Annotated in this window: 12 protein-coding genes, 1 rRNA gene and 2 riboswitches; of the genes, 7 read left to right on the top strand and 6 right to left on the bottom strand. The window is 43.2% G+C overall.

Annotated features, from left to right (window positions below; genetic code table 11):
- Positions 1-33 precede the first annotated feature (33 nt).
- The 5 genes from pelG to H513_RS0116805 are packed head-to-tail and all read right to left on the bottom strand — an operon-like array spanning position 34 to position 6,882.
- On the bottom strand, positions 34-1,491 hold the full coding sequence (gene pelG, locus H513_RS0116825; protein ID WP_026801767.1) for an exopolysaccharide Pel transporter PelG: 1,458 nt from the start codon (positions 1,489-1,491) through the stop codon (positions 34-36).
- On the bottom strand, positions 1,472-2,893 hold the full coding sequence (pelF, locus tag H513_RS0116820; RefSeq protein WP_026801766.1) for a GT4 family glycosyltransferase PelF: 1,422 nt from the start codon (positions 2,891-2,893) through the stop codon (positions 1,472-1,474). The genes pelG and pelF overlap by 20 nt, the downstream gene beginning before the upstream one ends.
- The gene (locus H513_RS0116815) at positions 2,890-4,734 is read right to left on the bottom strand and encodes a DUF2194 domain-containing protein (protein ID WP_026801765.1); all 1,845 of its coding nucleotides are present in this window, start codon (positions 4,732-4,734) and stop codon (positions 2,890-2,892) included. Before H513_RS0116815 ends, pelF begins: the two co-directional genes overlap by 4 nt.
- A complete protein-coding gene (locus H513_RS0116810; RefSeq protein ID WP_026801764.1) occupies positions 4,731-5,657 on the bottom strand; it encodes a hypothetical protein in 927 nt (308 codons plus the stop codon). The genes H513_RS0116815 and H513_RS0116810 overlap by 4 nt, the downstream gene beginning before the upstream one ends.
- Positions 5,641-6,882: a hypothetical protein gene (locus H513_RS0116805; RefSeq protein ID WP_026801763.1), complete on the bottom strand. Its 1,242-nt coding sequence runs from the start codon at positions 6,880-6,882 to the stop codon at positions 5,641-5,643. The genes H513_RS0116810 and H513_RS0116805 overlap by 17 nt, the downstream gene beginning before the upstream one ends.
- Before the next feature lie 159 nt (positions 6,883-7,041).
- Between H513_RS0116805 and H513_RS0116800 the strand changes: the two genes are divergently transcribed.
- Complete coding sequence (locus H513_RS0116800) at positions 7,042-7,896, top strand: glycoside hydrolase family 191 protein (protein ID WP_231572141.1); 855 nt, start codon at positions 7,042-7,044, stop codon at positions 7,894-7,896.
- Positions 7,897-8,038: 142 nt separating this feature from the next.
- Here H513_RS0116800 and H513_RS20555 read toward each other — a convergent pair whose 3' ends face one another.
- Positions 8,039-9,553 carry a glycoside hydrolase family 68 protein gene (locus tag H513_RS20555; RefSeq protein WP_051240097.1) on the bottom strand — a complete coding sequence of 505 codons (1,515 nt, stop codon included), beginning with the start codon at positions 9,551-9,553 and terminating at the stop codon, positions 8,039-8,041.
- A 412-nt stretch (positions 9,554-9,965) separates the two neighbouring features.
- Between H513_RS20555 and H513_RS0116790 the strand changes: the two genes are divergently transcribed.
- The 6 genes from H513_RS0116790 to H513_RS0116760 all read left to right on the top strand — a co-directional run.
- Positions 9,966-10,925: an AAA family ATPase gene (locus H513_RS0116790; RefSeq protein ID WP_026801761.1), complete on the top strand. Its 960-nt coding sequence runs from the start codon at positions 9,966-9,968 to the stop codon at positions 10,923-10,925.
- Between the two features lie 4 nt (positions 10,926-10,929).
- On the top strand, positions 10,930-12,192 hold the full coding sequence (locus H513_RS20550) for a DUF58 domain-containing protein (RefSeq protein WP_051240094.1): 1,263 nt from the start codon (positions 10,930-10,932) through the stop codon (positions 12,190-12,192).
- Positions 12,192-14,384, top strand: a complete 2,193-nt coding sequence (locus tag H513_RS0116780) for a transglutaminase TgpA family protein (protein WP_026801760.1) — start codon at positions 12,192-12,194, stop codon at positions 14,382-14,384. The genes H513_RS20550 and H513_RS0116780 overlap by 1 nt, the downstream gene beginning before the upstream one ends.
- Positions 14,385-14,413: 29 nt before the next feature.
- A riboswitch (purine riboswitch) is annotated at positions 14,414-14,515 on the top strand.
- Between the two features lie 131 nt (positions 14,516-14,646).
- The gene (gene guaA, locus H513_RS0116775; RefSeq protein ID WP_051240103.1) at positions 14,647-16,167 is read left to right on the top strand and encodes a glutamine-hydrolyzing GMP synthase; all 1,521 of its coding nucleotides are present in this window, start codon (positions 14,647-14,649) and stop codon (positions 16,165-16,167) included.
- 82 nt (positions 16,168-16,249) lie between these two features.
- Positions 16,250-16,351: riboswitch (purine riboswitch) on the top strand.
- A 93-nt stretch (positions 16,352-16,444) separates the two neighbouring features.
- The gene (locus H513_RS0116770; protein WP_026801758.1) at positions 16,445-17,776 is read left to right on the top strand and encodes an NCS2 family permease; all 1,332 of its coding nucleotides are present in this window, start codon (positions 16,445-16,447) and stop codon (positions 17,774-17,776) included.
- Positions 17,777-18,234: 458 nt separating this feature from the next.
- Positions 18,235-18,443 (top strand): 16S ribosomal RNA (locus H513_RS0116760); the annotation flags it as partial.

Below are 18,443 nucleotides of genomic sequence, written 5' to 3'. Positions count from 1 at the left end.
ATGGACGTATACCCTTGTCCATACACTTTTTTGTCAATGGGCGCGTGTGTTTAACCATCGACCTACCTTGGTGAACCGTTCCGTTGGAGTCGAAACCCAATCATGAGGTCGGCAAAATGCGTGATAATCTACATGTTCTATAAAGCGGATGAGGCGGACGACCGCAAAGAGAAAGGCAAGGGATGACCCAACCGTAAAGCCTAGTCCGTATCCATCCAGTCCAAGTGGTAGCCACCAAATCGATAGCCCCAAGTTGAAGGTGAAGAAGAGGATGGATGTATACATAGCACCTCGTCTGTCTTCAAAGTAAAGGAGAATAAGGGTAAGAACGAGTACCATTGCATTTGAGAAGGTGCCAACGGTCGTAATGCGAAAGATGGATACAATTATGGCATCAAGTGACAGGAGGGATAACCAATATCCTGCGGTGACAACCATGAATAAAGAGAATACACCCTGACTTCGTATGAGTCGTTCCAGCTCCTGCTTCAACACGAGCTGCATGCTTCCTTTCGAGCGTTTAATCTGATTTAACGTCCCACCTTCGTTAATATAGCCGTAAAAAACGCGGTAGCGCTCGTAAAATCTTGTCTCTACAGATACGACGAATAAGATGAGCGTTGGCACAATCGTTAAATATGACCAGAAGATAGCCGTATCGTACACTCTGTTATAAACGAATGTGTCGGCTACAAATGACCTGCCCTCGCCAAACCAAATGACCCAGTTGCATACCCAAATTCCGGCGTTATATAAGAACCCAGTCCAGAATAAAGAAGGAAAGCGATCAAAGTAGTGAAAGTAACTAAATTGAAACTGAATGCCTCGGTATGGGAATGTAAGTAACATAGAAAGAAACAACCCGAACAACGTGACCACCATACCAATGGTGAAGCCGATTAGAAGCAACAAGCTGCTTGGTATGCCCCATACATCAACCAATTGAGCGAACAGGAATACAAGACCTACGGAAACGAAAGCTCCGATTAGGAAGCTATAAGCAACCGCTTGATAATATTTAGCCGCGCTCAAAAATAGAAATAGAACCCAAATTAAATTGATGGTGATAAACAACATGAGTAAGACAAATTCATAGAGCAGGCTAAGCGGTGAGAAGAAGAGAAATACTCCAAATAGTGCCACTGCAATCGCAATCGTTACTTTGCTCATGCCGATAAAGGTGGCAAATACTTCGTTCGTCCGCTTCTCGTAAAATAAGTCAGCTACATACCTAGTTACGATTAATTGTTGAACTCCTAGAATGACTTGAGAAAAGATGAAGCAATAGGAAACCGACAAATTAAACAGTTCACGCTCTTCCTGTTCAATAAATGTCAAAGAGGAAGTGATCCATTGAATCAGTCCAATGGTGATAATGACGGTCAGCCAAGGACCTGACGTGACAAGGCCTGCAAATGCGTAAGCTTTCATTCTTGATGAAAAGTAGTCTTCTTGAAACAGCTTCTGCAGTTTAAATCCAATCCCTGCCATTGTAGTTTCTCCTCTCTTCGTAAAGTGCATCATACGCTTCAATGACTTGATGAATTTGATAGTACGTTTCTGTGCGACGTTGTCCATTTAGCCCGAGTTGCCGAGTTTCCTCTGGGTGCTTGTAGAACCACTTACAATAGTTGGCGACTTGCATTGAATCGACCGGAGATACGAGAAAGCCAGCAGGTCCAAAAGGGTCATCATCTCGGCCCTCTATAAGTTCAGAACAAGCCCCAACATCTGTAGCGATGAATGGAAGACCAGCAGCCATGCCTTCCAATAAAGCTAAAGGTTGACCTTCTGATATGCTCGTGAGCAATCCGATGTCGAAGTGGGGAAGATAGTTAGAGATGTTAACCCGTCCAATGAGGGATACCTCATTCATCAATCCATATTGTTCAATCATTTGTTGGCATTCTTCTGCATACTCATCATCTTCATCCAGCGGACCCATAATGGTTAATTCGAAGGGTACCCCGTCATCATGCAATAATTTAGCTGCGTTAATCATGGTTTTGATATCTTTGATTGGGACAACTCGTACAATTGCGCCAATACGAAGGACATTCTCCTTTGGAGATTGGTGTTCCAGTTGAGATAAGGCTTCGTAATGGATGCCATTTGGTATAATTCGTTGCTTATTCTGAGGAGCGCCGATTTCTAGCTGATGTTCTCCATTTCGGTCGAACAACGTAATAATATCGTCCGCTTCACAATAGGCTTGCTTGGATAAATGGTGAAAGAATGCAATCCATCGCTCTTTATAATAATCAGGGATCCAGTTTGCCTGAAGAATTTCTTCTTCTCGCTCCCGTGAATAGATTCCATGCTCAGTTATGATGAAAGGGATTTGCTGCTCTTGTTTCATTCGGGCAGCAAGTAGCCCTGCATATCCTGTGGAAGCAGCATGAATGAGGTCAACCTTTGGTACGTCCCGTTGCATTAACTCAAGGACTGGCGAATACATCCCTCGCCACATCCAGAAATAATCGATAAATGAACTACTTTGTTCTTCCTTCTCATAACTGTCCTGTAAGAGCTGCCAGAAAAGCTTGCTAGAGAAGAAACGCTCAGGTTGTGTAATCTTCTCTTTCATGATACGTAGAGCATGGTCAGGTATGTCTTCTAACATAAACCATGACGTAAGTTGACGTTGTTCCGCTTCTGTAAAGTGAATTTTCTTACGTCCTTTTGCTTCTTGAGTCAGTAAAGGAAGGGTCGTTACTCCAGATACGTTAGAGGGGAGTGTGTAGCGGTAATCTGTTTCACTCATGTCATTCGGTGTAATGGCGATGATTTCAAAGTCATGCTGCGGCATGCGTTGAATCAGCGTTTGTACCCAACTTGATACACCACCACTTACGTAGGGGTAGCTCCCTTCTACAAGAATTCCAATCTTCATCTGCGAACATCCTTTATCTTTAGTTGTGCGTTCGGTTCCGTTAAGGTCACTCGATATAGGTCATTACTCTGTCCAAATGGTTCTACAACCCCGAAGTCAAATGTTCCAGTTGCAAGTGAATTTCCTTCATTCACTCGGACTAATAGTGTAGAAGGGCTCAGCATACGATTACCTGAGATTTGAATTGAGTCTTGTTCATAAGAAATAGAAATGGTGGACTGCTGATAGGTGATTAATTTCTGAAATGCTCTGTATTGCGTTAATGCTTCAAGGTGAGGGTAGGTTTCCTTAAGGTTCGAGAGCATCTCTTCAAACCCTTCCTCCATATCTTCCCATCCTTCTCCGTAAGAACGTCTTGGGTCTAGGACGTCATCGGGGTGAATGAAGTGGGAGGCCACTCCGAAATTCGCCACGGCGTCTGCTTGAATATACTGTTCTTCACGGTCGATGACATACCCACTCGATATACGTGGGAAGTGATAGATGGAAGGATACGTTTCATCGTATCCAAATTCCTGTATGTAACTTCCGTTCTCTTTGGTGCCGGAGTAAAGAGCGGCTACAATCTGTAGATCTGTCAAAGAATCACTTAATGCCGCCATCCCTGTTTCATTCAGTACATTGGAAGGAGGTACATAGGTGCGGATTTGTTCATTCGGGAAATAGTAATGGAACGTCTCACTGACTCTTTTAATTGCCTCTTCCATCTTGGACTGGTCTTCCCAAGGTTTGTACCCAAACTTAGGGTCAATTCGTTCTGATTTCGTAACGAGTGATTGGTGATTGTATCCGTGTAAACCTAGCTCTCCACCTTCTTTAAGCAAATCTCTACCGAAATAAAGCATAGGGTATCGGATTCTTTTGTTTAGTTCTTCGCTTGATAAATTCGCTTCTTGTTCATACGTTCCAATAAGTACGCCTGTATACGTTGCATCATGCTCATGCGCCATCCGCTTCATATCTTCCCACCATATAGACGTGTAGAACTGTTTCATGTTCATGTCATATTCCTCTCTTATCATAACTGGTGTTCTATAAGGAATGGGAGATGGAAAATCGTCGATATACATCACTTTTGCTCCAACTTGGTTCGAGACAAAGGAAGGGGGAAGGAGGGAAAGAGATTGTAGTAAGATTCCCCGAGCGGATTTCTCTGTAATGGACGTTGTGTTCCAAAATGCTACCTTCCCATCGCCATAATTATGCGTCCAGAAGATGGGTTCATCCATAGCGGTGATATAGACATCCGACTCCTCGCTTAGTTCTACATCTGCAATACTATGAGAGAACAGTGAAGTAGTTTCCTCTAAATTCGGATAGCCAGGGAAGAGTTCGCGTTCAAATTGCAATCCATAAATATCATCGATGAAATCACTGAAATCCGTAACACCAATCAACGGTTGCCACTTAGGGTCAATAAATCGACCAGCTATAAGGAGTCGGCCGCCTTTCTGAACGAATGATTGTATGTCTTGCAGGGGCCAATCCTTCGTATGTTCCCCAGATAAAGCCAGAATGTGATAAGGGGAAGGCTCTAACTTTGACAGTGCTTCTTTCTCAATCCTTCTGTAATCCACCTTTGCATAGTTTAAGGACTGTTCTAAATTAGTGAGCGCTTCTTGAGACAATTCGCTCTCATTTATATAAATAGAAATGGTGAGAGGCGAGTTAGCAGGGGGTGGTGTAGAAGTTGCAGACATAGTCTTCAATTCCTCCGCCTCTTTCGAAGCAGTGGGGAAGAGCTTCTGGTAGCCGTCTACTCTTAGAAACTGCAATCCTCCTATTAGAATTAGGAGGAAGATAAACAGGGCGCTACTATATTTAATGGTACTTCTCTTCACACTAAGTCCCCCCTGAGTTGTTGAATGATATAACGTGTAGATGATGGAATCTGGTCATCAGAAATCGCTTGTTTCATATGGAACAATGTGTCTTGTAATCGGTGCCAATTTTCCTTTCCGTAATCATATCGGATAAGAGCAATATAGCCTTCCGGTTCAATCGGAAAGGTATCAATTAAATAGCGATAGGTGGAGACTGCCTCTTGTTCAAGGTTTAATTGCTCATACAATTCTCCTAAGCGCATAAATAACTGCATCTCCATAGGGAATCGTTTCTGCTCATCTTCAAGGATTCGTAAGTATTCGTTCTGCAAGCTTAATAGAGAAGTTCCTTTCAATAACCCGCTATTTACATAAGCGTGATAGGTATGAACAAGATTGAGGAAGCTGTCCCAATCTCCCCCTATATACACTTCTTTCGCTTGTTGAAGTTGCTTCTCATAACGGTCTATAAGTAGATTCATCGTTGTGGCCGCATAGTGCACCGTATCTGTGTCGGTGTTCTGCAGCCCGAGCTGTAAGTAGCGACCTTGGTTCTTAATATTGGAATTGGTCAAACGTACAATCAATTCCTTTCCAGATGCATGCTCTTCTCCAGATAGTGCCTCCGTAAGGGGCATAAGGTACATGCTTTTATTTGCCTTATGCCGTAAAGCCTCTAGGTTAAGTACATTAAAGGAAACATAATCCTCATAATCGGCTAACAGCTGGTTCGATGCTTGTTTCTTTGACGCAATGAAAGCAAGAATCCCAAGGACTTCTCCTATAATAGGGAGGAACAAAGCCATGAGACCAATCCATGTCACAACTCCTTGTTGATTGTGGGGAGAGCGCTTCTGCATGATGAGTGTTGCGATACAGACGAGTACAGCGTGAAGGATAAAGATGATTAATAGGAAGTAGCCATCAAGATTCGTAAACATGCAATCCTCCTCTTCGTTGCAACGCTTCCCTAATTCGTGATTCGACAATAGCCTTCTGGTCTGGTGCTGTACCTGGGAGCAGGAAGTGTAGCGTTGGTCCATTAGGGTCATAACCAATGACATCGATTTCACGTAAGCATGATTTCAAGTTTAGCTCCATTTCGGTGAGAGGGATTTCGCTATAACCAGATAAATTAATCTTCAGTAAGCTAAAGGGGAGGTCGAATTGCTGACCACGCTTTTGTTGCAATTCAACTTGCCGTTTGAACCCTTCCACATTGTAAACGGAAGTACCTTTAAACTTGTAGGTTTCTTCTTCTTTCTGACCCCATTCTGTCGCACGTCGAATACGGCTTGATGTCCACTCTAAGATTAAGGAAAGAACTTGAACCTCATAAGACGTTAATCGTTCGAATTGAACATGGTCAATGACTAGAACTTCTTGTATCTCATTATCGTATATGAGCGGCCCAACTACAGTAGGAGAATCATGTTCATCCTGAACCGTCCGAATGGTAATGGACTTCGTTTGGAATAAGCGCTTATAGATTGAAGACCCTTCCTCGACAAATAGGGTTTGAGGAAGTTTAGTAGATGTTCCTTTACGAATTCTGAGGCGTAACGTCTCTTTAGAAGCGTTTACGTGGTACAAAGCTAATTCATTCGTTTCAAATAGATCTGAAATTAACGTGATTGCTTCATTTCTGATTAGCTCAGGGGTTGGCTGGTCGAGTGCTTTAGCGATATGTAATACACGGGAGAGGCTATGCTTCGACTCGAGCATCTTTTCCTCCATGACACGTTGTGAATCTTCTAATAAGTTTACTGCATCTTTAAGCTCTTTGTTGTCATCAAGTAGTTCGTCATTTCGGTATCGTAAGCTTTCATAGCGTTCTTGCCAGGACGTACTGAATAAGCCACATGCGAATGCAATGATTAGGTTGAAGAAGAGCCACACTTGTTCCCTACCATCATAAAATGCTAAAAACAAGTCGCCACCACCGAGCATAACATCAATTACATGGTAACCAACGGACAATATAAAGCTGAGCAACCCTATGTATAACCCATAACGAAGAGCCACTAGCATTGTGATAAAGAATAGCGGGTTTAGTGCTCGGTCTATGAGCTGAAGGTTCCAATATTGGTCTACTATACCGAATACGCTAAAGACGACGAGTAGTTCTATAATCTTTTGCCTCGTTCTTGTTTGTGTATAAATCATTCCGTTCACCACCTTTCTCTTCTCATTATAAAGTAGCTTTACTAGGAAGAACGAAATTTTCTAAAAAGTGCTATACTGGTCATATATTTACAATAGAGAGATTACCCAATCGAATTTGAAAGAGTTACTACTGTTTCTATTCATGCAGGAGGGGTTATGTTGAGTATAAATCTATGGAGGCCAGTAGTCTCGAAACTATGCTTTGCTTCGTTACTTTGCCTAATTGCCGCAATCCCTGGTCCGAGTCATGCGTCAATGTCTCAATCACTTTCAGAGGCCACTTCATACAAGATTTATTATGATCCTCCGAACAAACGTATCTTAACGGAAATGCAACGTTATGATGTTGTCATTCTCGAACCACTCTTCTACACGTCAGAGCAAATTGACACGATTCGTCAATCAGGAACACTCGTATATGGATATATTAACGTATTGGAAGCTGATCGGTGGAACACAGCGTTCATTAATAGATTAGAAGAGTCAGATTTCTTCCATCGTAACGGTAAGCGTGTCTATTACGAGGAATGGGATTCATATTTAACCGATATTGCATCCACCCATTATCAAGAAGTCCTTCTAGAAGAGGTCAACGAACAAATCGTATCTAAAGGGATTGATGGGGCATTTCTTGATACAGTCGGAAATATTGATAATGAACATGGACAACAAGTTGAACTTCTCGAACAACAACGAGAAGGACTTCGGTTGTTCTTGCAACAAATAAAAGAGCAACACCCAACGCTTTCGCTTATTCAGAATTGGGGCTTTCAGACGTTGAAGACTACGACATATCCTTATGTAGACGGGATTATGTGGGAGAACTTCCATTACGCTTCAGTTTCAAACGACGAATGGTCACAGGAACGTATTAAAGACTTAACCGCACTACAAGATAAACAAGACATAACCGTACTGACTGTTTCGATGGAAGAAGAACACGAAAGTCGTTCTTATGCGAATTCGCTTGGATTCACACATTTCCACACAAGCGAAGGGTATAACAGCTGGTAACGGATGGCTCATGTTTACTTCAATAAATCATGAAAAGAGTCCTTCTCACAGAGGGTTGTTTTTTAACATTTAATGGAACAATGGGGTCTTTCATTGCGTACCATTATGTATGGAACCCGGATAAGGGTCCCTGTCTCCTCCATTAATCGTGACGATGTCGTTTGCGGCGGCCACCGCGGTTTATTCGATGATCGTCACGGCTCCTTTTTCCTCGAGTATGTGCATGATCATCTCTATCCTCATCTTCTAAATCTCCGTAATGTCTTCGCTTCTCACATGTTGGTGGGAATGGTGCAGATTGGGTCTCAGATTCCATAACTAGACCTTGGGCCAATTCATTTACGATTGTTGTATCCAAGTTATCGACAGTCAATTGCAACGTAGGAGCTAACACTCCGCCGAAATGATTGAAGATATATTGGTCAGGCTGATTTCCTACCTCATTTAGACTGAGCCCTTCTAAGTTAAAGTAGTTGACGAAGCTCTCAGCTGAGAGGTCGGGTAGCACAAGCCATGAATAAGCCTGGAATGGTTGCTCAGGAGGATTTGCAATCACAAGTCCACCCTCGCCAAGGGGTACATAGTTTCCAAACAAGTTGTTGGCAACGAAACCATACAATCCATCAGGTCCGTCTAATCCAGGCGCGAACGTGAACTGGTGACTAATGATAAAGAGATGGTAACGTCCTCCTGAATAGACGATGTGCGGACGCTCAAGCTGTTGGTTTACGCACTCTGCCTCAAGAATCGCAGGAAGTAACTCCCATTCTGTATAGTCGCTGTTTCGGAGCAACATAATTCCGACGTTTCCATTAAACTGAGCTGCCCCATTTGGAACATCGTTTCCACTTCTGAAATCGCCATCGCCAATATTTTGTGGTTCACACTCTCGAACGGCAGGTGTAATCGCCGTATTCCCTTCGAAAAGAACAAACTCACAACCTGATTCTGGATCAAGGTAATACCAAGGGTCTCGGAAGGAGTAGATAATTCCCCCACCAGATTGCTCCTGTGTTTGGTAGAACTCCCCGTCTGGTTCGGCGATAATGACATGTTCTTCCCAATTATCAAATAGAACGCCTTCTAAATCTGAGAATACGTCTCCTCGTGCAAACGCAAGTCGTTGTTCGTACGTAACCGACGTTTCACCGCGTCTACCTGTAGCTGTATAGAAGAAGAAAATCTCCCCATCCTTTACAAACGCTGAACCGGCCCATTGACGTGAGCCGAACGGATCTTCTTGAGGGAAGACGCGTCCTCCTGGTATCCAATCCTGGCCATCTCTTGCGTAGAAATAGCGGATGGTGGCGATGTCGTGTCGCTTACCTGGCAATACACTTCGGGGAGCTGTCAAAGAGAATATGACTCTCCATCCTCCTGGTAGTACGGCAATTGACCCATCCTGCTCTCGTAGAGGCCATGTATCCCATACCCACAAATCTGGAGCGGTAGGCTCTAGTGCGTCAAAGTCGATAACGGGAGCCGCATTTTGCGGGGTGATGCGAATTTGTTCAGCCTGCTCTCTTGTCCATATGGCAGGGGTACGGTCGAATCCCCCACTCTCCTCAAAGCAACAACGAAACTTTCGATTGCCCTTATGGTGGCAATAATCACATTTCCCACAAGAGCAATCATCATATCGATCATGATGTGGCATATCATTCATTCCTTTCTGCAGTCGAGTGCAACTGCGATACTCATTCCGAGCATACTATACCCTATGTAAAGGAAGGGGAGGGTGTATAGACGAGTTCTATGGGGGAGGTTTACTATTTTTATAGCAGGCAGGGGAGATTCGATAAGTTATTTACAAGATTACAGGTGATTAGGGGAATGGTAGATGTCTTCGTAGGAAGTAAATAGATAGAGAATCCAATAACGGCTCATGGCGTATCTCGACACCAGATCAGGTACAATGTGCAAGATTTAATAGGAAGGTAAAGATAATAGAAGCAAGATTACGATAGGCTAAATTTTCTGTCAATTCCTTGCGTGCAACTAGGACCTATGTAGTATAGTTAACTTAGACAGAATAGAACAGTCTAAAATTGAGAGGAGCTTGTACGCACATGTCTCAGCATACAACCGTCTACCACCCTAAAATCAAGAAACTTATTCATAATATACAGAACGTTATGATTGGAAAAGAAGAAGTGACGACGTTGAGTATTGTCGCTTTATTAGCCGAAGGCCACGTTCTCCTTGAAGATGTTCCTGGAGTTGGGAAGACGATGCTCGTTCGTAGTCTAGCGAAATCTGTAGCAAGTGAATTTAAACGTATCCAGTTTACGCCAGACCTGCTGCCTTCTGATGTAGTAGGTGTCTCCATTTACAATCCACAAGACATGCAATTTGAATTTAGACCCGGACCTATTCTTGGAAACATTGTGCTGGCTGATGAGATTAATCGAACTTCTCCTAAAACGCAATCCTCGCTATTGGAGGGGATGGAGGAGAAGAGTGTGACTGTAGACGGGAATACAGTCCAACTTAGTAAGCCATTCTTCGTTATGGCTACACAGAACCCAATTGAGTATGAAGGGACCTATCCATTACCAGAGGCACAGTTAGACCGGTTCCTATTGAAATTAAATATGGGATATCCAACGTTTGAAGAAGAAGTACAAATACTTGAGCGCGTGACTCAGAAGCATCCAGTTGATGAAATTGGGGCGGTTATGACGAGAGAAGAATTGCTTGAAGCTCAAGCTGAAGTTCTAAACGTATACATAGGCCCAGAAGTACAGCGATATATCGTCAACCTGGTTACGAAAACTCGAAATCATCCATCCATTTATCTTGGAGTGAGTCCTCGTGGTTCTATTGCGTTGATGAAAGCCGCAAAGGCGTATGCGTACATTCAGGACCGAGATTATGTACTTCCTGATGATGTGAAATATCTAGCTCCCTTCGTTCTTTCTCATCGGGTACTATTAACGTCAGAAGCTCGTTTCGGCGGGGTAGATAGTCGGAACCTTGTGTCTGAGATGACGAATACGTTGTCTATTCCAGTAGGCAGAGGTCAGTAATTCTATGAAACATAAGATTGGGCTCGTGTTTAGAACGGTTACGATTTTGTTGCTTGTAACGATCTTGTTCTCATACGCCATGTTTCAAGGGGGATTTGTTAGCTGGTTTCTCTTTTACGCCACGTTGCCGTTGTTTCTATACATGTTGGGGGTTGTCGTTTACCCAATGTCTAAATGGCATGTAGAGAGGACGTTCTCAAAGGCCGTAGCGCAAGAAGGGGAGACAATCACCGTTGATGTGCACGTGAAGCGGAAACTCCCTTTCCCGCTCTTTTATTGCATCGTAGAGGAAGAGACTCCTAATTCGCTAAGAATGTCAGGGAGACTTCGTGACAAGTATAAAGATATGAATGCTTCACTGAAAGGTCGGCAAGAGCCTCCGCTTAAAACGATTTTGTTTCCTTGGTTTCACACTTCATTTACATTTACGTACGTATTTGAAGAGGTTTCAAGAGGGGAACATCACTTTCATAACATCAGGCTTCGGACGGGTGATATCTTCGGTTTTGTGAAGAAAGAAACGACATGTGATCTTCATGGATCTATACTCGTATATCCAAGTCAACGGGATGTTCACATGCAACCGTCTCTCAGCAGTTATGAAGAAGGCTCTCTTCAGTCGAAAGGTACGATGAAACGGGATACATCCATTGTGACTGGTGTCCGTGAATACGTACCTGGTGACCGATTCTCGTGGGTAGATTGGAAGACGACTGCGAAACAGGGAACCGTTATGACGAAGGAGTTCGAACAAGAGAAAAGTGCCAACTCGTTGCTCATTATGGATGGAACTATGGATGACCATACCGATGACCTTTCCTATGAAGGAGTTGTAGAGTTTTGTGCTTCTTTCCTAACTTCTTATGGGAATAGTGAAGCGGATTTAACGTTCGTCATGATTGGACAAGGTGTTCACTATATCAATGAAGCAAATCGAAGAGGTAAGAATAAAGCATTGTATCAACTCGCTAAAGTGCAACCAGAGAAGGGAGATTCCTTCGGCGAAAAGCTTCAGAAAGAACAAGCTACTCTGCCAATCAATCATGTATGTTACGTTGTTATCAAGCAGTTAGATGAACACGTTCAACAAAGTATAGAGTGGTTGAAGAAACGAAATTCGAAAGTTGTCCTCTTTCTCGTCATGAGTGAAATGAAGAGGGATGAGGAGATGGAGGAACGATTGAATCAACTGTCTATAAAGGGGATTGTGGCAAACGTCATGACGGAGAACGAAATGTCACACTCAGCATTTGAGGTGAAAACTTAATGCGACAGTTTGAGAATCAGAATACGTTATACCATGTTCTTCTGTATGCGAGCGGGTTCTTTCTATTTTGGGAGTGGTTACGCCCATTAGAGGAAGTAACAGAAACGTCTAACACTTCATTATTTGTCCTCTACGCTGCTTTTTGCTTTTTCTTATCCTTTCTGCAACTGCCTTGGTATATCACATCTCCGCTAAAGTTATTTGGACTTGCCTTTGTGCTTGATGGACTATTTATGTCAGAGAGGTTTCTTAGTGGGGATTGGTTCGGAGTGGTCATTGCCCATGTTCAACATAACATTGAAGTGATGCTGTCGAACCAGTGGTATGATATGACCTCACTATTTAGGAGTATGCTGTTTCTCCTCTTATTGTGGTTGATGAGTTACCTTCTATATTATTGGTTCGTTGTCGTGAAGAAGTTGACTTTCTTCATTGTGCTAACGTTCATTTATATTGGAGTACTGGATACATTTACGACGTATGATGGAAACCATGCCATTGTAAGGAGCTTCATGATTGCCTTCGTAATGCTAGGACTGGCCAATGTGACACGGGAATTCGGCGTGGAGCGTATGCGATCAAATAAGAAGAAATTTATGCAAGCCATCGTCTTGCCTCTGCTTCTAATCGTAGTGGCTGGGACGGCGATTGGCTATGCAGCACCGAAGCTTGCGCCTCAATGGCCGGACCCAGTACCGTTTATTAAATCCACTGCGACTGGTGCAGGTGAAGGGAACGTTCAAGGCATTCAGAAAGTTGGATATGGAACCAACGATTCAAGTCTTGGGGGTTCGTTCGTCCAAGACGATACGCCAATCCTTACTGCAGTAAGTAAAGAAGACAACTATTGGCGTATTGAATCGAAGGATGAATACACAGGAAAAGGCTGGGTGCGTTCTGAAGAAGGTAGGTCTGACGAGGTCATCGGGGATGCCGTCAACATGGGTACTTTCTCGGACAACGTAGAAACTGAAAGTAGTCAGGCGCGAATAACCATGAGCGGCAACCAGAATTTCGATAAGCTCGTCTACCCATATGGGGTCTCAGGTGTGCAGGATATTACGGACAATGTTCGTACATTTGAGGTGAACGATACAACAGGAGTCATACAATCAAACGAAGGCACGGTAGGGGCGTACAACGTCACCTATGATAAACCATCTTTCTCTATTGAACGATTACGGGAAGCGGGGTCGAATTACCCTGATGAAATCATCGAGAAATATACACAGCTTCCATCGGACCTTCCTCAGCGAGTCACAGATCTTTCTGAAGAGGTTACTGCTGAGGAGAATTCAACCTATGACAAAGCCGTAACCGTACGCGATTACTTTAGCCAAAATGGGTTTACCTATCGAACGACGGACGTACCGGTGCCGGACCAAAATGAAGACTATGTCGATCAATTCTTATTTGAAACCCAGTATGGTTATTGCGATAACTACTCGACAGCAATGGTCGTGATGTTGCGAAGCATCGATATACCAGCGCGTTGGGTGAAAGGGTTTACGGGTGGAGAAGCGACTAGTGATGAAGTCGATTGGGACGGTGAGCGTTACAACGTTTATGAAGTTACGAGTGCAAACGCCCATTCGTGGGTAGAAGTTTATTTCCCTGGAACGGGTTGGGTTCCATTTGAACCTACACAGGGATTTAGTTCCTCGGTTGAGTTCAATGAGGAAGAGGAAGAAGAGGCATTGAATGAGGAGACGGATACAGAAGAAGAAGTGGTAGAAGATGAGGAAGACATTCAAGCTCCACTTCCTGAGATGGAGGATGAAGAAACGACGAACAACCAACGTTCAAATGTCTCAAATTCTGCTACCCCATCCGGATGGTGGTGGGTGATTGGTGGACTTGCTGTTGCTATTGGAGTAGCACTCTATTTACTTCGATACCGTATCCGAACCATTTGGATTAAACGTAAGCTTACGAAGGAACATTCTTTGGAGGCATACGAAGAGGCCTACCTATTCTTATTGAAAGTATTGAAGAAGAAAGGCATTGGCCGAGATGAGCATCAGACTCTCCGGGAATATGCTGCATACATTGATCGATTCTATCAATGGGATGAAATGAAGCAGTTGACCCATTATTATGAGCGAATGCTGTATCGTGGAGAGCTAGGCGGCCAGCCTTGGCAAGAAATGTTGCATTCATGGAACCGTCTAATTCGTAAAACACTATCTTGACCAATTTGTCGAATATTGTTAGAATGATGAAAATATTCATACATGCCCTTCATATATCCTCGATGATAAGGATCGAGAGTCTCTACCGGAGTACCGTAAATACTCTGACTATGAAGGCAGGACACCTATGTAGACGAGACAAGTATAGGCTTGTCATTGTTATTCGTTCATAAGTTTCTGCCTTCTATTAGGCAGAAACTTTTTTTTATGCAAGCACACAACGTATAGGGAGAGGAAGATTGCAGTGGAACGTCATGAAGAAATGATTCTAGTATTGGACTTTGGAAGTCAGTATAATCAATTGATTACAAGGAGAATCCGGGAGTTTGGGGTGTATAGTGAGCTTCATTCTCACAAGCTTACAGCTCAAGAAATTCAAGACATGAATCCAGCAGGCATCATCTTATCAGGTGGTCCAAATAGTGTATATGGAGACAATCAAATTAGCTGTGATCCTGAAATCTTCAATTTGAATATCCCTATTCTTGGCATTTGCTATGGAATGCAGCTTATGGCACACCATTTCGGAGGTGGAGTCGAGCGCTCAGACCAGCGTGAATATGGGAAAGCGGATATCCATGTCCAAAATGCGAAGGCGTTGTTCCACGAGCTGCCGAGTGAACAAGTTGTCTGGATGAGTCACACCGACAAAGTTGTACAAGCGCCAGAAGGCTTCTCGATTGATGCTACGAACGAATCGTGTCCTGTTGCAGCGATGAGCGATGAAGACCGTGGGCTCTACGCCGTTCAGTTTCATCCAGAAGTAAGACATAGTGAGTATGGAAATGACTTATTACGAAACTTTGTCTTTCGTGTTAGTGGAGCACATGGAGATTGGTCGATGGCCAACTTCGTTGAAGAACAAATTCGACTCATTCGTGAGCAAGTCGGAGAGCGCAAAGTACTTTGTGCATTAAGTGGGGGAGTTGATTCTTCTGTAGTAGCTGCTCTCATCCATAAGGCAATCGGAGATCAATTAACTTGTATCTTCGTTGATAACGGTTTATTACGTAAGGGCGAAGCGGACGATGTGATGGACACGTTCGCAGATGGCTTCCATATGAACGTGATTAAAGTAGATGCGAAGGAGCGATTCCTATCCAAGCTTAATGGTGTATCGGACCCTGAGAAGAAGCGGAAGATTATTGGGAACGAATTTATCTACGTATTTAATGATGAAGCTGAAAAGATGAAAGAAGTAGACTTCCTCGCTCAAGGTACGCTCTATACGGATATTATTGAAAGTGGAACGGACACTGCACAGACGATTAAATCCCACCACAATGTAGGTGGCCTCCCTGAAGATATGACGTTCCAGTTGATTGAACCGCTAAATACACTATTTAAAGATGAAGTGCGCGCTCTTGGAACAGAACTAGGTGTGCCTGACCGGATTGTTTGGAGACAACCTTTCCCTGGACCTGGTCTTGGGATTCGAGTGCTTGGGGAAATTACGGAGCCTAAGCTAGAAATCGTACGAGAATCTGATGCAATCTTGCGAGAGGAAATAAGGCTCGCAGATTTAGAGAAAGATGTATGGCAATACTTCACTGTCCTACCAGGCATTCAATCAGTCGGGGTAATGGGAGATGCAAGAACGTATGACCATACCATTGCCATCCGTGCTGTTACTTCAATCGATGGAATGACGTCAGACTGGGCTCGAATTCCATACGACGTACTAGGAAAGATTTCAACACGAATTGTAAATGAAGTTCCTCATGTAAACCGGGTTGTGTACGATGTGACAAGTAAGCCACCAGCAACGATCGAATGGGAATAACGTACTTTTAATTTTAAATTAATGTAAATGTTCGGTTTTTATATTGAAAATCGGGTGTATAACGGATACAATACAGGTATAAACTTAATAAAACGAACACCGTCGTATAATATTGAGGATATGGCTCAAGAGTTTCTACCAGACTACCGTAAATGGTCTGACTACGAGGGGTGAAGGGTGGAGGTTTATCTAACTCTACCTATATACCTTTCTAGCACTCTTGACGATTCAAGGGTGCTTTTTCTTTATTCGACGGTCTGATCTCAGGGGGACAGACATGAAGAACTATTTTAAATTTGATGAATTCGGAACAAGTTATCGTACAGAATTTATTGCGGGTTTAACCACGTTTCTATCCATGGCGTACATTCTATTTGTGAACCCAGCTACTCTTGCCCTCGTTGGTATTGATACATTGCCAGATGGAGTGACAAGGATTGATCAAGGTGCTGTCTTTACAGCAACGGCAGTAGCAGCTGCATTCGGGTGTTTAGTTATGGGAGTCTTTGCGAAGTATCCGATTGCTTTAGCTCCAGGCATGGGTTTGAATGCATTCTTCGCTTACACCGTTGTCTTACAACGAGAAATTCCTTGGGAAACTGCACTGGCTGGAGTGCTTGTATCAGGACTTATCTTCATCGTGTTAACTGTAACCGGTCTTCGAGAGAAAATTATTAACGCCATCCCAGCAAACTTAAAGATGGCAGTCGGATCTGGAATTGGAGTTTACATTGCCTTTATAGGTCTGCAATCAGCTGGTATTGTGGTGAACAATGAAGCTACGCTCGTAGGGTTAGGAGACTTGACGCAATCGACGACTTTACTAGCTGTATTCGGAATAGCAGTTACCGTCATCCTCTTATCATTGAACGTTAAGGGAGGCATTTTCTATGGAATGGTGCTTACAGCCATTGCTGGTATTGTAGTTGGATTAATTTCTCCGCCTGCGTTTGCAGAGATTGTAAGTGCACCCCCAAGCGTAGCTCCAACTTTTGGTGCTGCAATCTCTCATTTAGGGGATATCTTTACGATTGAGATGCTCGTAGTCATTCTCACGTTTCTATTCGTAGACTTCTTTGATACAGCCGGTACACTTGTCGCAGTAGCAAATCAAGCAGGTTTAATGAAGGAAAACAAATTGCCGCGAGCAGGACGCGCTTTATTCTCAGATTCAGCCGCAACTGTAGTTGGAGCTGTCGTCGGAACGTCTACAACTACCTCTTACATTGAATCAACAGCAGGAGTAGGAGCAGGAGGGAGAACAGGTTTCACGTCAGTCGTTACAGCCGGATTCTTTCTCTTGGCGTTATTCTTCTCACCGCTCTTAGGAGTCGTAACTGCTCAAGTGACTGCGCCAGCGCTTATCATTGTGGGAGTGTTGATGTCTACTTCCTTACGCAATATAGAGTGGGAACGATTCGAAATAGCTGTTCCGGCATTCTTAACGATATTAGCTATGCCGCTTACCTACAGTATTGCAACAGGGATTGCCATAGGTTTTCTATTCTACCCAATTACTCACCTATTTAAGAAGAAAGCGAATGAGATTCATCCTATTATGTATGGATTGTTTGTCATCTTCCTTCTATATTTCATCTTCTTAGTATAATAGAAGAAAAGCATCTCCTTATGGAGGTGCTTTTTTGTTTGATTCTTGGGTTAGTGAGATCGTGTTGGTAGATAGAGAAGGAGAGGGGGACAAACCTTTATTCAAAAGATTAATAGAAAAATATAAAAAACCACTTGCGCATCTGATTGTAGAATGATATATTTGTATACGTCGCATTGAGAGGCGGCAACAACACATTGAAAAAACAATTTAAAAAAGTCATTGACGATTGTTTGATACAATGTTAAATTAATAAAGTCGCTGTTTTCGGAAGAGGAAACACACGACAAAAAACATTTTAAAAAGTTGTTGACATCGAAATCACAAAATGATAAGATGTAAAAGTCGCTTCAAAACGAATCCGACAAACAAACAACACATTGAACTTTGAAAACTGAACAAACGCCATGTACGTCAATTCAATTTTAATTGATTTTTAACAAGCTAGTTCAAACACTTTTATGGAGAGTTTGATCCTGGCTCAGGACGAACGCTGGCGGCGTGCCTAATACATGCAAGTCGAGCGCAGGAAGCAACATGATCCCTTCGGGGTGATTGTTGTGGAATGAGCGGCGGACGGGTGAGTAACACGTGGGTAACCTACCCACAAGATCGGGATAACTCCGGGAAACCGGGGCTAATACCGAATAATCCTTTGAACCGCATG

Source organism: Pontibacillus halophilus JSM 076056 = DSM 19796 (genome assembly GCF_000425205.1).
GTDB lineage: Bacteria > Bacillota > Bacilli > Bacillales > BH030062 > Pontibacillus_A > Pontibacillus_A halophilus.
This window is presented reverse-complemented; position numbering and strand designations above follow the sequence as displayed.

What these genes read in the sequence shown, in the direction of transcription:
- pelG (WP_026801767.1), bottom strand. Translation starts at nt 1,491, where the DNA reads ATGGCAGGGATTGGATTTAAACTGCAGAAGCTGTTTCAAGAAGACTAC.
- pelF (WP_026801766.1), bottom strand. Translation starts at nt 2,893, where the DNA reads ATGAAGATTGGAATTCTTGTAGAAGGGAGCTACCCCTACGTAAGTGGT.
- H513_RS0116810 (WP_026801764.1), bottom strand. Translation starts at nt 5,657, where the DNA reads ATGTTTACGAATCTTGATGGCTACTTCCTATTAATCATCTTTATCCTT.
- H513_RS0116805 (WP_026801763.1), bottom strand. Translation starts at nt 6,882, where the DNA reads ATGATTTATACACAAACAAGAACGAGGCAAAAGATTATAGAACTACTC.
- H513_RS20555 (WP_051240097.1), bottom strand. Translation starts at nt 9,553, where the DNA reads ATGCCACATCATGATCGATATGATGATTGCTCTTGTGGGAAATGTGAT.
- H513_RS0116790 (WP_026801761.1), top strand. Translation starts at nt 9,966, where the DNA reads ATGTCTCAGCATACAACCGTCTACCACCCTAAAATCAAGAAACTTATT.
- H513_RS20550 (WP_051240094.1), top strand. Translation starts at nt 10,930, where the DNA reads ATGAAACATAAGATTGGGCTCGTGTTTAGAACGGTTACGATTTTGTTG.
- H513_RS0116780 (WP_026801760.1), top strand. Translation starts at nt 12,192, where the DNA reads ATGCGACAGTTTGAGAATCAGAATACGTTATACCATGTTCTTCTGTAT.
- guaA (WP_051240103.1), top strand. Translation starts at nt 14,647, where the DNA reads ATGATTCTAGTATTGGACTTTGGAAGTCAGTATAATCAATTGATTACA.
- H513_RS0116770 (WP_026801758.1), top strand. Translation starts at nt 16,445, where the DNA reads ATGAAGAACTATTTTAAATTTGATGAATTCGGAACAAGTTATCGTACA.